We start from the raw sequence: 13,632 nt of genomic DNA on the forward strand, positions 1-13,632 counted from the left end.
ATTTCCCCCTAATGTTTTTTATATTCTAAGTAGGTTTCTACATGTACTATCATTATTCCTTTTGAGTTGGTATGTACTTCTTTGCAAAATTTATCGACTGACTCATCCCATCCACTTCATCAAAATAATCATTTCTTTCAATCATGTTATATCCTTCGAATCCAATTTTATCTAATACTTTGAAGAATATATCGAAATCTACTTCACCATTCCCTGCTGCGACTTCAATATACTTACTTGAACTATCGCTTTTCACTTTTGTACAATCTTTAATATGAGTTTGTACTATATAATCTTTTAATAGCAATAAACCTTCTACCGGATTTTCATTTACATCACTAATTAAATTTGCTGGGTCAAAGTTAACCGCTAATCCTTTTGAATTTATATTTTCTAAAAACCGCTTTAACACTATCGCTTTTTCAGATCCCGTCTCAATGGCGAAGAATCCTCCAAATCTGAACGCTAAGTCCCCTATTTCATTACAAACACGTAGCATTTTATCATAGTGCTCACTATTTTCATCATCAGGGATTTTTCCAATATGGGCTGTTACTATGTTAGCTCCTAACCTTAACCCTTTATCAGTAATATATTTAAAACTCTCTATTGCACATTCAGCTTCAGTTCCTATCATTCCATTTTCTCCGAAGCTAATTGCTAATGACGGGACTTGAATCTCATTAAAAGATAAGTTTTCTTTTAATGTGTTCCATTGTACCTTTGAAATGTTAGCTAAGTTGAAAGTCGAATTCATAGCATATAATTGAATATATTCTAACCCCCATTCTCTCGCCTTCTTTATTCCTTCGTTTACTTCAATATGTTTCGTATTTAAAACATTCCTAATTTCCTATCCATATGTGTACCTTCTTTTTATTATTTCGTATCAGTTTAATATTCGACTTTTTTTATATTATTTCCTCGTATAAACGAAATAAATAAACTACCTTTTTTTCGATACTCCCAGTAAAAGCATATATATGATAGGCACATAAAAAACACTAATACAATTCCCATTATCACTTGATTACAAATAAAAAAGACGTAACTACAAATAGTTACGCCTTCCTCATCATTTATCTAGGCTTTTTCTTCCCAGTAAATGCTGGTTTCTTTTTCTTTGGTGCTTTCGGTTTTGTTTCTACAAATGATCCTTTGAACATTTCTTGCTTCGTAAATACGATGCCTAGTTTTTTCGCAAATTGTAGTAATTTACGCTCTTCTTGCGGTGTTACAAGAGATACAACAGTTCCTTCTTTACCCATACGTCCAGTACGTCCAGAGCGGTGAATATATTGGTCTACTGTGTCTGGTAATTCTAAGTGAATTACATGTGTTAAATCGTCAATATCGATACCGCGTGCTGCAATATCAGTAGCAAGTAAAATTTCTAATTTCCCGCCGCGGAATGCACGCATTGTTGCTTCACGCTCTTGTTTACTTGCTTCTGCATGAAGAGCTGCTGCTTTCATTTTACGGAATTTCAATTTCTCAGTAATTTCATCTAAACGGAATGGGTCGTTTAAGAAAGCAACTGCTTTTACATCGCCCATATGCATAATTCTTCTTACGTAATCATTTTTTTCGCGTCGCTCACAAATGATATACGTATGCTCAACTAAGCTTTTTGACTCTGCACGTGTTACACGTACTAATTGTGGTTCAACTGCTAAATCACGTGCCGCATCTTCTGCAGCTTTTGTCATTGTAGCCGAGAAGAATACTAATTGACGATCGCGCATCGTAGATTTAATTACATCTTGTACAGCGCCCATCATCTTTTGTTTTACAATTTGATCAAACTCATCAAATACAATTGTTTTCACTTCATGCATTTTTAGCTTTTTCATACGAATTAATTCTAAAATACGTCCTGGTGAACCGACAATCACTCTTGGGTGTTTCTTTAATTTTTCAACTTGGCGCTTAATATCTGCACCACCAATTAAAGATGCACCTGAAATCTCAGTTCCTGCTGTAAACTTTTGAACCTCTTCATGAATTTGCATGACAAGTTCACGTGTTGGTGCTAAAACAACAACTTGTGGCTGTTTTACTTCAGGATTAATTTTATGTAAAAGGGGTAATAAGTACGCTAATGTTTTTCCTGTTCCAGTTGGAGATTCAGCTATAACGTCTTGTCCGTCTAAAATAGTTGGAATCGCTTGTTTTTGAATTTCAGTTAACTCTTTAAAACCAGCCTTCTCCCAAGCTTGTTGTAAAAATGGTTGCATATCTTTTATCATTTGTTTTTCTCCTTTATCTCTATTTTTGAAGAAAATGTTGTATTGTTCGCACCGTTTCTATCATGTGTGAAATAACAGCTATTAAATCATCAACATGGTCTTCTGTAATCGCTTTTTGAAATAGAACCTCTACCTTATTATGATATGAAATCGCTTGCTTATTATATTCGTATGAAAGTTTTTGCGTAATCATTCTTTCTTTTCCCCATATAGAATGCATGAAAGTTTCAATTTCTTCGCACATTACTTCTGGTTTCTCTATCGGGAAAGAAAATGCTAATTTCATTTCACAACCTGGTGTAAATTGTGGTACTTCTAATATTTCACCAGACAAGTTCTTTGCATCTACAGATAGTGAAAATGTTGCTTCTACTAACGGTTCGAATGGTTCTGTTAATTGAAATGAAATATGATATATACGACTTAATGAAGCAAGGTCCATCATATCTTTTCGATCAGTTACAAGAATATCTCCATGTAAATCAAAATCATAAACAGCGCCTTCTACGATTACTTTTAAATTATCAAAAGCAGTTGGATCAAACATAATTTCCTCCAAAAAACAGGCGCCTTTCGATGGAAAGGCGCCACTTGATGTATATATAGTTTACAGATAAACGAGATGAATTACAACCTTTTAGAATAAACCTACTGCTTTTCCATCTTCATTTACATCCATTTGTAGTGCTGCTGGTTGTTTTGGAAGGCCTGGCATTGTTAACATTGTTCCTGTTAACGCAACGATAAAGCCTGCACCGATAGATGGTTTTAGCTCACGAATTGTAACGATAAAGTCAGATGGGCGACCTAATTTCGTTGCATCGTCAGAAAGAGAGTATTGTGTTTTCGCCATACAAACTGGCAGGTTACTCCAACCTTCGCCTTCATATTGAGCTAATTGCTTACGTGCTTTCGGAGCAAATTCAATATCTTTTGCGCCGTACACTTTTTGAGCAATTGTACGAATTTTCTCTTCTAATGGTAATTCTAATTCATAAAGTGGTGCGTAGTTGTTTTCACCTTTTTCAATTTCTTTTAACACTTTTTCAGCAAGGTCAACTCCGCCTTGGCCACCTTTCTCCCAAACTTCCGTTAACGATACTGCATAGCCACGCTCATTACACCATTCTTGTAAGTATGCAACTTCTGCATCTGTATCTGTAATGAATTTATTAATTGCAATTACGAAAGGCACACCGAAGCTTTGAATTGTTTCAACATGCTTCTGTAAGTTTTCCATACCTTTTGCTAATGCATCTACATTTTCTTCTTTTAATTGATCTTTTGCTACGCCGCCATGCATTTTAAGCGCACGGATTGTCGCAACAATAACAACTGCTTCTGGTTTAATACCAGCTGCACGAGCTTTAATATCTAAAAACTTCTCAGCGCCTAAATCCGCACCGAATCCAGCTTCTGTAATAACATAATCACCTAATTTTGCTGCCATTGTAGTAGCGATAACACTGTTACAACCGTGAGCGATATTCGCAAATGGTCCGCCGTGAATGATAGCTGGTGTATTTTCTAACGTTTGTACTAAGTTTGGTTTTAATGCGTCTTTTAGTAGTAATGTTAACGCACCTTCTACCCCTAAATCTTTAACCGTTACAGGTTGATTTGCAAAGTTATAAGCAACTACGATGCGAGATAGACGCGCTTTTAAATCTTGAATATCTGTTGCAAGGCAGAATACGGCCATAATTTCAGATGCTACTGTAATATCAAAACCATCTTCACGTGGTACACCTTGAACCGGTCCACCAAGACCAATTACTACGTTACGTAGGGCACGATCATTTAAGTCAACACATCGTTTCCAAACGATTTTACGCGTATCAATTCCAAGTGTATTTCCTTGTTGGATATGATTATCAATAAACGCCGCTAACGCGTTATTAGCAGTTGTGATCGCATGGATATCTCCAGTAAAGTGAAGGTTAATGTCTTCCATTGGTACAACCTGTGAAAAACCACCACCTGCTGCTCCGCCTTTTAGCCCCATCGTTGGTCCAAGAGATGGTTCGCGAAGTGCAATTACTGTTTTCTTACCAATTTTATTAAAAGCTTGACCTAAACCAACTGTTACTGTTGATTTACCTTCTCCAGCTGGAGTTGGGTTAATCGCTGTTACTAAAACAACTTTACCGTCTTTCTCATTCTGTAAGCGCTTAAAAATATCAAGAGATAACTTACCTTTATAATGCCCGTATGGCTCTAATTCATCTTCTAAAATATTTAATTCAGCTGCAATTTCTTGAATCTTCTTCATACTTGCTTCTTGTGCGATTTCAATGTCGGATTTAACTGTTGTAGTAGTTGTCATATACCCTAGTCCCCCTTTAATTGGTTCTGATGATATTGTATCAGTTTTTTGTATTTTCTGCACTTATTTACCTCCTAAAAATTCTTTCATTTCTTTATACGTTTTTTAACATAAATACCCATAAGAATGTTAACGATTGTTGTAACTCTATAGGAAGTTGACCTAACATCTTCTCATTTACTCCGCGCTTATATACACCGATTCCATCTACAACTTCAAAACCTTGTTCTTTCGCTAACTGTTCAAATTCCCAAGGCATCATCGTATTACAAACAACGTCTTTGCCGTATAAACGAGGATAACTGTTCTCTCGCGGCTTTGCTGTCGGTCCTAAAATTGCAATACATGCATACCCATCGCTTTTTAAAACACGCTTTATCTCATTTAATGCTTGTAATGGCTCCTCGGTCCATTCTAAAGAATTAATTGCCATAATTGCTTCAAATTGTTCATTTTCGAACGGTAAGGAAGAAAGATCTCCTTTTATAAAGGATAAATCCGGTCCCTCTCCGCGCTCCTTCCCTTTTTGAATCATCACTTCTGATAAATCTACTCCAACTGCTTTATAGCCCGCGCGACTTAATTTATATGTACCGTATCCATCTCCACAACCAACGTCAAGCACCTTGGCTTCTTTCTTCACGTATTGTTCAAAAAATGGAATAATCGTACTCCTACTCCCACTATCCCACATCTCCTGACTATTTTGATTCCAAAACTCTGCACTACTATCCCATTTCTTCTCTGCTGATTCATGCCAATTAAATTTCGTCATGTATTCCCCTACCTTCATGGTTTATCACTCATTTCATTCTACACCATTTTCCAAAATTCCTGTTTATCTTCATTAGGGGATGTACATGCGAACGATGGGATCTTTATTCTCCAATTTTTGCTTTACTTGGGTTTAACTCATACTCATGTTCTTCTCTTTATGAAAGATACTATAGGTACACCCAATTGAAAGAGAGGGATGTACATGCGAAGAAAGAGAAATCATCATTTTAAAAGTGGTGAAAAAAACGAAGAGTATGCAGCTGAAATATCACCAGCTGGCATTCCAATTAGACATAAGCGTAAAGAAATTGCAAATGAAATAGAAGGTACAAATACCGGTGCAATGATAGGCTATGTCGCTTTATTTCTTTCGCTTTTCTCCATTGCATTTTATCCAGTTACACTCGGTTCTCTTGCGATTTTAGTCGGCTTATTAGCTGTCAATTTTGGAGCAAGAACACTTGGATATACCGCAATTGGTTTTGGTAGTTTTTCTGTTTTATTTACTTTACTTTATCCGCTTGCTTTGTCAGCGTTTTAAAAAAACACACCAAGTTATACTTGGTGTGTTCATTCGTGATACAACATGATATGACCGCATCCACAACAATGTTTCGCTGTAATTTCTTGAAACACTGGATAATTTTCTTCATCCCGATGCTCAATAAACACCTTTTCAAATCGATACATATTTGGTGCATATGCCCAATCTTGTTTCGTACGTGCGTATAATGTAGAAGAGAAAAACTCCTCACCGCCACAAACAATACATTCCTTTTTCATCAATACCCCTCCTATGCTTGTCTTACTTCATCTATATGAACATAAGCATAAGAAAAAGACCTTCTATTACTAGAAAGTCTTCTCTGAAACAAAAAGAAATGTACCAAACATTCCTACCCCGCTATATTCTTTTGTGACATCCGCTTCTGTTTTAAATGTTTGCTTTACAGTCATAAAGAATACACCATTTCGTGCATCTGTACTTTCAAATTTTAGTTTTTCTTTTTTACCATCTACATTTTGTGTGCATTCAAAACTACCCTCGTCACATTTCAATGCATACTTATCTTCTAGATACAATTTAAAATCTGATTCTTTCGGACAAGTGATAAGTAAAATTGCCACAAGAATAATACTTACAATACCCACAATTGTATAATATTTCTTCATTTGTACTCCTTTCAAAAGACAAGAAAACTTGACTGCATGCGCCAAGTTTTCTTAGTCCACAACCCATTGCCACTCTTGTTCTTTCTTATCAAAAATAAGCCAACCAGTCTCTGTTGCTTCTTCTTTCAATTCATCGATATTATCTAGTACCTCATCCGTACTTTCATACGAACCTACTACATATACCGGAATTTCAAGACCCCTTCTTGACTCAATTTTCCCTGCCAGATCAATATAAAGACCATCTTCCATTAATGGAATAAGCCCCATAATCACTTCTTTTGAAATTGCTGGGAAAATTTTTGATTTTTGGAAGAAAGAAAAACGTTTCTTACCGAAAGCACCAAGTTTATAAGGAATGACTTTACTTAACATTCCTACAAAATCAGCAATTCTACGATAATACACTTTGTTGTACCATCCATCATCATGTGAAAAATAAACAAATCTATTTTTCAATAACGGAAAGAACGTTCTTGCAAGTGGTTCTTTTTTGTGAGCCAAATATAAAAGCTCTGCAATTTCTTTTGGCTCTAGTTCATCTAAATCGCTTGCATCATCAAAATCTACCCAACAAAATTCATCAAATTCATCAATCTCTGCTTGAATTAACTTATGTATATTTTCTTCCTCAACATATTCAAATAAAGTATGATAATGAAAATCTGTCCATTCAAAGTTATGCTTCAAAAGCAACACTTGATGAAGCGGTGAAGGGATGTTACTTGCAAACTCTTTAAACGTAATTCCTGATGTAATAAAACAATGACCCCGACGATTACCATTAATATATATCATATTCTTTACTTGGTCAGATCCTCCAGACAAAGCACCTAGCCACCTTCGTTTTATATGTTTCAATTCTATAGCATATTTTAACATGAAAAATTTTAGAAACATAGAAAAAACTTCAAAAACTATTTACAATTTCATGTGTTTTATTACATAGTGATTACAAGAAAAAACACCTGCTTGTAAGCAGGCGTTATTAAAGGATTTCATCTGGGTTTTGAGGATGATGATTTCCCTCTTTCTTTTCATCTTTTTGGAACATCGATTGAATTTTATCAATTGTTTGTGGAGCTAATTCAATCATTTTCTCTGCTAAATGTGTCGCATTTTGCAAATGAAGAATATTTACTCCATCTTTATTCACCACAAGAAATGCTACTGGTGTAATAGAAACACCACCCGCACTACCGCCACCAAATGCAGGGTTACCGTTCGCTCTTTGTCCATCATTCGTTTGGAAATCAGAACCTCCTGCTCCAAAACCGAACGCTACTTTAGAAACCGTTAACACTACACCACCGTCAGCCGTTTGAACAGGCTCTCCAACAATCGTATTTACATCGACCATTTCTTTTAAATTTTCCATTGCTGCTTTCATTAACCCTTGTATTGGATGATCCACCGTTCATAACCTCCTTTGTCATATCTTTCCTAGTTTTTCCGAAAGTTTGTGAACTAAACATAAAATTTTATATTACTTTCAAAAAACTTAAGTTGTAAAATTCAGAAAAATTAAAAATATCCCATTTTATGATGAGACGAAAATTAAGAAAGATCATGAACAAGTATCCGCTTACCCAAAAGAAGAAGCAGCCCATAACTGATTTATTATTGGAGATATAGAGTCTTTCGGTTATAAAACAGACTTTCAAGATCTGTGGGGAGTCTTTCAAGAGAATGGAACATTAAAATCAATTTTACTCGGCTTCCATGATTCATTTATACCATGTAGTAAAGAAGAATTTGTTACCTCTCATTATGAAGCACTTCTTTCCGCATATAAGCTGATAAAACTCTCTGGAAAGTCAACTATTGTTGAACGATTTAAAACTGTTTCAAATATACAGCTCGGCGCTAAAAATGAAATATATTTTATAAATGTCTAGATGCCGACAACTTACCTAGTACGCCTGGCCAAGAAACAATTAAACTTGCCACACTAGATGTTGTAGAGCGAATTATACAATTGCGAAGTAACATCATTGAATTTCCTACAAGATCAAACTGCTGAGGAATACACACTATTAGGGGAGCGCCAGTATATTGGAAAAATCCACGTTAAGAGCATGCAAGATTTCATACAGGTTTTTGGCTAATTCAGTAACATACGAGAACCCTAAAACCTACGCTAGGATAGGGATACATATAAAGTTGCATAAAATTATATAAAAAGAAAAAGGCAGATTCCTTTTGAGGGTAGGATTTCTCCATGTGCTTGCTACCAATCAGGAGACGTTATGTTAATTGAGGATGAACACAATATATAATAAAAATCCCTCGTTTTTTCTTCTTATCACATGATAAGATGATTATAAGTGATAAATTTCGAAATCATTAGAGAATACAAAAGGATTGATTACATGAAAAAAGGATTAGGATTACTTGTAACTATAATGATTGAAGCTGGAATTGTATATAAATCATCTAAGATCTTAAAATGGAGTTTTGTTGATTTAACTTTCTTCGCTGGAATATGTTTTGTCATTATTACATATTACTTTAGCAGTAAAGGCGGATTTTCTAGCAACAGTGTTCGCCTTCAAGCTCAAGCTAGATTGGGTATTAAAGTAGAGGAAGAAAAATTTGAATTAAGTGTAAATCCTATCTTAATAGGATCTATTGTTTATACAGTATTATCTTTAATACTTGTAGTAATAAGTTATTGGGGTTACTTTATCAAATAATTTCACTTCGAATAACGAGAATTATGTAAATGAGCTGTCCAAACGGATGGCTTATTTTATTTTTTACCTATCTTCCAATTATCATAATTAGGTGTTCTATATCCTCTATTTTAATAACTGTTCCAATTGGAACGGTTTCATAGTTATTTATTCTCTTTTTTCATTGATTTTTTCCATGAGATTTTGAACAACTATATTCCACAATAAAGAAAGTGCAGTGACAAACAGTACTGCTAAAGAAAAATAAATTTTATCCTTCCATGTATCATATACAATCATACCTAGCATAATCATTATTAACGCACCAATACATATCATTATTTTCGAAAACTTTCGCATTTTATAATCACTCTTCTTTCTCAAATTTAAACGAAAAACCTCCACCATAACCATAAGAGACTATTCCCTACTTACTAATTATAGTAAGACTCTCTCCAACTCTTATGGAAAATTTATTATTAACATTTCTCAATCAATAAAAAATTCCTAGGTGTTTATTCACCTCTATTTGTAATTTTTTTAGCTAAACGATTAAATAATACTGAACTTCCATATGCCAACATCCCAATATTAATCAAACCAATACTGAAAAATAGTTTCTGCCATAAATTAAATGGGGAAAACCACCCTGCAATAACAAGTACCATTGTGCCAATAATAATCATAAATTTGCCTTGCTTAAGCATATCGTTGCTCCTTTTTTCTTTTTCAGATAAAACTAAAACTATAACGTTAAAAGAGGCAACTGGTAGGTCACCTCCCAATTAAAACTATTAATCATACATGTTACATATTTTCAGCTGTGATTCCATACAATCTATCTCTATTTTTCTCTCTTCTTTTTTCGATTTTTAAACATAATCTCTAACACTACCACTGTGGTGAATCCTACAGTTAGTTGTAACCCTATAAACAGCAGTTTATCATTTAAAGGAACATCAGGTGCACTCCACAGTAGTACCGGAGGGATAAGTATACCTATGATTACAAGGGGTCTCATTATCTTTCCCATTTTGTTTCCCCTTTCTTATTTTTAAAATCTATATGTATTTTCCAACCACTTTACAATTCTACTAATTCACTCTCAGTCATATATCCTCTATGTATTTCCTCTACACTCTTATCATGATTAAAACATAATACTTTTTCATCACCTAAATAGCCCACTGAATAAGGAACACCTACATAATCAAAATCATGTTTATCTGCTGAAATGATCATTCTTCCAATAACCATAACAGGTTGGTTTAATTCTTTTAGCTTTACAACTAAACCAATCGGGAAAAGCTTCATCGTCATTCTCTATTCTTTTTAGATATATTCTTCGACTTGTTACTCAAAATTTCTAATAGACAGGAAATCCCAATACCTATTCCACCAATAATTAATGCTGCAATAGCTGTTAAAAACCTTTTTCCCATTGGCTGTGGAAAAAAGAATGAAGAAAAAAATAGCACCACGGTAAAAATATACATCAAAATACGTCCTTGTTTAAACATGTGTGCTTACTCCTTTTTTCAGGTTCCAAGAAAAAACCTCCTCCGAAACCTTTATGGGTTATCCCTCTCGAAATTGCTCTTAATAGATATTATTATCATGATGATTTCCCCCTATTGTATTTGCCTTATTTATGTTTAAATTTACTATGCGTTTGTTCATAAAATTTATTAGTCCCAAGTGCACATGCTCCTAAAATAAGAACACCTATAATAAAACCAACCTTTTTAGGTAATTCATAAGGAGACATTATAGCGACTACAAGCAATATAGCAATTGCAACATATGTAATATATTTCCCAGCCTTAAATGGTTGCATATTCATACGCTCCTCTCTTAATCTCCAATTCCAATAGTACCACCTATCCCATAACTATCTCTAACGTATAATCCCGTTTCTTTTCCTAATTAATATCGGATTGTCCCTATCCTTTTTCAAACTTTATTATTCTTTAAATTTGTTATATATTCGTCCTACTACTTTATTCGCCCCCAAGGAAATGGCTCCTAAAATTAAAACAAAAATAATAAGAGCAATCTTTTTAGGTAGGCTATATGGCAATAACATAGAAAATATAAGAAGTATCACAACTGCAACATATGTAATATATTTCCCCGCTTTAATTGGATCCATCTTAACTTTCCTCCTTTGTTTTTTCGACTTTTATAAATCCTCCAAGTCCAAATGCTTCTCCAAAGTACGCACCTGTCTCTGCACCTAATTGCACTTTAAAACCAGCTGTACCTAGTCCTACTTCTCCCTTTGCTATCACATCATGGTCTCCTATAAATGAAATGAAATCTGGAATATGTAAAATATTCACTTCCGCTTCATACTTGTTAGTCGTAGCTTCTGTTGCAAGATTCCATACAGAATGAAAAATCCCCCCTCAAAAAAATCTCTCATTTCACTAGATCCATCAAATCCCCCTATATAAGAGTCATTAGGAGTTAAATCCCATATACAAAATGCTTGTATAGTCGTTGGCATATGTGCATACCCAGATTATCGCGGAGCAGATATACTTCGTTTATATTACATAAAATGATTCGGGACTTTACAAATGACGGCCGAACACTTCGCTTATTTTATAAGAACCCAGCTGCTGGACGAATTTATAAACGATTCGGGTTTAAAGGTATTTGGATGTAAACGATGTATCGATAATTAAAAGCCGATTTAAAATCGGCTTTTATACATATTGTGCTATTCCAGCTTCAAAAGCTTTCTTATCATTATTTAGTACGCCAAATAATGCCTCTTGAAGTGCAAATGTACTCTTATAAAAATACATTCGCTCCTTTACTGCTTCTAAATTAGGATAATAGGCTTCAAATAGTTGTAAAAACTCTTCTGCATAACTAGCTAATATGCCAGCAAAATCATAAGCTGGATCTCCAATGCTCGCCCCACCAAAATCTATGACCCCTGAAATATTCTTTTTTGTTGCACTATATAAAATGTTTGTCATGCCAAAGTCCCCATGAACAAGACTAGGAGTAAAGTTAAAATGACTACTTTCATTTAAATATAACTCAAACGATGTTGAGACCTCTTTTCTCGCTACATTTCTCATGAATGGATAAACATGTTCTTTTAATTGGCTATATAAACTATTTATTTCTGAATACATATCAGTACTATCACATTGCATAATACCTTCGAATGTAGATAACGGAATTTCATGCAACTCTTTTAAAAATCTCGCCAATGTGTACGCAAGTTTCTGTAATTGCTTTTCATCATTTATTTCTGTAAAAACATTTTCCCAAAACGGGTCTCCTTCAATCTTCTCATAACCTGCAAATACTTTCCCTGGTACTTCATTTTGAAACCCTTGATAACTTGGATTGGGAATTTGAAGCGTAATGAAGGGTCTTATTTTCTCTAGTAACTGTGTTTCTATTCGAAGTTTCTGAATACCTTTTTCATATTTCGGAAACCGGAATACTATATTATCATTTACAATTAACACATCATTATTTTGACCTATTTCATTTATATAAACAGAATTTATTTGCAATTCAGGATACAACCTTTGTAAATACGCAACATACTCATTTTCTTTTCTCATTCTTTCTCTTCTCCCGTTCAAACTATTATTCTCACTTCAAAGTCATAATGACCTGCCTTTCAACAAAACCAAACTCTTCGTACAGCTCTTTCGCAAAATTTCCAGCAAATACATTCAAACGAATTTCTGAATAATTCTTTTGTAATTCCTTAATACCAGCCTCCATTAACTTTCTTGACAATCCTTTCCCGCGGTACTCTGGAAAAACATATAATTCGTATATAAACCCTAGTTTTTCATGAGAAAAATAGTCCGTATTTTCCCCTATTAATATCCAACCCATTACAACGTTTTCTTCTTTAACGACTAAATAATACGCTCCCTTTTCTACAATCGGCCTTGTAATTTCAATCGCTTTCTCTGTATTTAAACGACAATTTCCCCTCGTACCTTCAAAAAGCGATTGAGCTGCATATTGTATTATTTCGTCCGTTTCTTCCCGATTTGCCTTTTCTATCATTTTTCACAACTCTCCTCTTTAATAGGCATTAATATCGCTCGTTCAAGATCCTCCGCTTCCATAACAATTGCCATTAATCCATGTTCTGTACTTGTCTCATGAAGCTCCCCCTTTTCCCAAAACACAGCTTGTCCCGCTTCCACCTTCACTTTTTCTTTATTTGCCCCGCATACATATCCTTCACCGTCCACAATAAGAAGCAGTTGCGATACAACTGCTTCATGATATCCAATTATTCCATTCTCTTTTAAATGCATAGCACCGATATGTATATTCCCTTGATGGTTTACTATTTTCGACATTATGAAATTAGATTGAAATGCTGTAATTTGCTTTCCTACTTTTTCACTAAAATCAAAGATTTTCACTTCTAGTCCTC

Annotated in this window: 21 protein-coding genes and 3 pseudogenes; 4 read left to right on the plus strand and 20 right to left on the minus strand. The window is 34.5% G+C overall.

All coding sequences use genetic code 11. The features are described 5' to 3' along the window. Positions 1–52: 52 nt before the first annotated feature. From QCI73_RS16700 to QCI73_RS16720, 5 genes and pseudogenes are all read right to left on the minus strand, one after another. Positions 53–861, minus strand: a pseudogene (locus QCI73_RS16700) (sugar phosphate isomerase/epimerase family protein). 218 nt (positions 862–1,079) lie between these two features. Further along, a complete protein-coding gene (locus tag QCI73_RS16705) occupies positions 1,080–2,249 on the minus strand; it encodes a DEAD/DEAH box helicase (protein ID WP_353823375.1) in 1,170 nt (389 codons plus the stop codon). A gap of 19 nt (positions 2,250–2,268) precedes the next feature. Further along, the gene (locus tag QCI73_RS16710; RefSeq protein WP_000460208.1) at positions 2,269–2,796 is read right to left on the minus strand and encodes a hypothetical protein; all 528 of its coding nucleotides are present in this window, start codon (positions 2,794–2,796) and stop codon (positions 2,269–2,271) included. A gap of 90 nt (positions 2,797–2,886) precedes the next feature. Next, positions 2,887–4,575: a formate--tetrahydrofolate ligase gene (locus QCI73_RS16715; protein ID WP_044792612.1), complete on the minus strand. Its 1,689-nt coding sequence runs from the start codon at positions 4,573–4,575 to the stop codon at positions 2,887–2,889. A gap of 94 nt (positions 4,576–4,669) precedes the next feature. Then, entirely contained in the window at positions 4,670–5,368 is a 699-nt protein-coding gene (locus tag QCI73_RS16720; protein ID WP_327924514.1) for a class I SAM-dependent methyltransferase, read from the minus strand. Positions 5,369–5,554: 186 nt separating this feature from the next. On the opposite strand from QCI73_RS16720, the gene QCI73_RS16725 reads away from it, so the two are divergent. After that, positions 5,555–5,893, plus strand: a complete 339-nt coding sequence (locus QCI73_RS16725; protein ID WP_001253199.1) for a hypothetical protein — start codon at positions 5,555–5,557, stop codon at positions 5,891–5,893. Positions 5,894–5,922: 29 nt separating this feature from the next. On the opposite strand, the gene QCI73_RS16730 is transcribed toward QCI73_RS16725, so the two are convergent. The 4 genes from QCI73_RS16730 to ytfJ form a co-directional block, all read right to left on the minus strand. Then, complete coding sequence (locus tag QCI73_RS16730; protein ID WP_000711202.1) at positions 5,923–6,135, minus strand: hypothetical protein; 213 nt, start codon at positions 6,133–6,135, stop codon at positions 5,923–5,925. Positions 6,136–6,204: 69 nt separating this feature from the next. Further along, positions 6,205–6,525 (minus strand): hypothetical protein, encoded by a 321-nt coding sequence (locus QCI73_RS16735; protein WP_000761177.1) that lies wholly within the window; start codon positions 6,523–6,525, stop codon positions 6,205–6,207. 51 nt (positions 6,526–6,576) lie between these two features. Beyond that, complete coding sequence (locus tag QCI73_RS16740; RefSeq protein ID WP_000014090.1) at positions 6,577–7,353, minus strand: oxalate:formate antiporter; 777 nt, start codon at positions 7,351–7,353, stop codon at positions 6,577–6,579. A gap of 160 nt (positions 7,354–7,513) precedes the next feature. Then, positions 7,514–7,939: a GerW family sporulation protein gene (gene ytfJ, locus QCI73_RS16745; RefSeq protein ID WP_000349987.1), complete on the minus strand. Its 426-nt coding sequence runs from the start codon at positions 7,937–7,939 to the stop codon at positions 7,514–7,516. A gap of 205 nt (positions 7,940–8,144) precedes the next feature. On the opposite strand from ytfJ, the pseudogene QCI73_RS16750 reads away from it, so the two are divergent. Then, positions 8,145–8,533: pseudogene (locus QCI73_RS16750) on the plus strand (GNAT family N-acetyltransferase); the annotation flags it as partial. A 364-nt stretch (positions 8,534–8,897) separates the two neighbouring features. Next, positions 8,898–9,221, plus strand: a complete 324-nt coding sequence (locus tag QCI73_RS16755; RefSeq protein ID WP_000715533.1) for a hypothetical protein — start codon at positions 8,898–8,900, stop codon at positions 9,219–9,221. 147 nt (positions 9,222–9,368) lie between these two features. Here QCI73_RS16755 and QCI73_RS16760 read toward each other — a convergent pair whose 3' ends face one another. The 8 genes from QCI73_RS16760 to QCI73_RS16795 all read right to left on the minus strand — a co-directional run bounded on the left by QCI73_RS16760 (position 9,369) and on the right by QCI73_RS16795 (position 11,491). Continuing rightward, complete coding sequence (locus tag QCI73_RS16760) at positions 9,369–9,614, minus strand: hypothetical protein (protein ID WP_353823376.1); 246 nt, start codon at positions 9,612–9,614, stop codon at positions 9,369–9,371. 101 nt (positions 9,615–9,715) lie between these two features. Continuing rightward, a complete protein-coding gene (locus tag QCI73_RS16765; protein ID WP_327924625.1) occupies positions 9,716–9,907 on the minus strand; it encodes a hypothetical protein in 192 nt (63 codons plus the stop codon). A 137-nt stretch (positions 9,908–10,044) separates the two neighbouring features. Then, positions 10,045–10,233 carry a hypothetical protein gene (locus tag QCI73_RS16770; RefSeq protein ID WP_097852814.1) on the minus strand — a complete coding sequence of 63 codons (189 nt, stop codon included), beginning with the start codon at positions 10,231–10,233 and terminating at the stop codon, positions 10,045–10,047. A 50-nt stretch (positions 10,234–10,283) separates the two neighbouring features. Next, positions 10,284–10,514, minus strand: a complete 231-nt coding sequence (locus tag QCI73_RS16775; protein ID WP_327924623.1) for a DUF4176 domain-containing protein — start codon at positions 10,512–10,514, stop codon at positions 10,284–10,286. Positions 10,515–10,516: 2 nt separating this feature from the next. Then, on the minus strand, positions 10,517–10,720 hold the full coding sequence (locus tag QCI73_RS16780; RefSeq protein WP_262725039.1) for a hypothetical protein: 204 nt from the start codon (positions 10,718–10,720) through the stop codon (positions 10,517–10,519). Positions 10,721–10,845: 125 nt separating this feature from the next. Continuing rightward, positions 10,846–11,037 carry a hypothetical protein gene (locus QCI73_RS16785; protein WP_327924511.1) on the minus strand — a complete coding sequence of 64 codons (192 nt, stop codon included), beginning with the start codon at positions 11,035–11,037 and terminating at the stop codon, positions 10,846–10,848. Positions 11,038–11,163: 126 nt separating this feature from the next. Further along, positions 11,164–11,352, minus strand: coding sequence for a hypothetical protein (locus QCI73_RS16790; RefSeq protein ID WP_327924510.1), 189 nt, complete (start codon positions 11,350–11,352; stop codon positions 11,164–11,166). 1 nt (position 11,353) lies between these two features. Next, positions 11,354–11,491 carry a hypothetical protein gene (locus tag QCI73_RS16795; RefSeq protein WP_353823377.1) on the minus strand — a complete coding sequence of 46 codons (138 nt, stop codon included), beginning with the start codon at positions 11,489–11,491 and terminating at the stop codon, positions 11,354–11,356. 198 nt (positions 11,492–11,689) lie between these two features. On the opposite strand from QCI73_RS16795, the pseudogene QCI73_RS16800 reads away from it, so the two are divergent. Further along, a pseudogene (locus tag QCI73_RS16800) lies at positions 11,690–11,871 on the plus strand (GNAT family N-acetyltransferase); the annotation flags it as partial. 40 nt (positions 11,872–11,911) lie between these two features. Here QCI73_RS16800 and QCI73_RS16805 read toward each other — a convergent pair. From QCI73_RS16805 to QCI73_RS16815, 3 genes are read right to left on the minus strand one after another with little or no spacing between them, the layout of a single operon-like run. After that, on the minus strand, positions 11,912–12,793 hold the full coding sequence (locus QCI73_RS16805) for a phosphotransferase family protein (protein ID WP_353823378.1): 882 nt from the start codon (positions 12,791–12,793) through the stop codon (positions 11,912–11,914). Positions 12,794–12,824: 31 nt separating this feature from the next. After that, complete coding sequence (locus tag QCI73_RS16810) at positions 12,825–13,253, minus strand: GNAT family N-acetyltransferase (protein WP_000570287.1); 429 nt, start codon at positions 13,251–13,253, stop codon at positions 12,825–12,827. Continuing rightward, positions 13,250–13,621 (minus strand): cupin domain-containing protein, encoded by a 372-nt coding sequence (locus QCI73_RS16815; protein ID WP_270699817.1) that lies wholly within the window; start codon positions 13,619–13,621, stop codon positions 13,250–13,252. The genes QCI73_RS16810 and QCI73_RS16815 overlap by 4 nt, the downstream gene beginning before the upstream one ends. Positions 13,622–13,632: the final 11 nt, after the last annotated feature.

This window comes from Bacillus cereus group sp. MG16 (assembly GCF_040459875.1).
In the GTDB taxonomy this organism is placed as follows: Bacteria; Bacillota; Bacilli; order Bacillales; family Bacillaceae_G; genus Bacillus_A; species Bacillus_A paranthracis.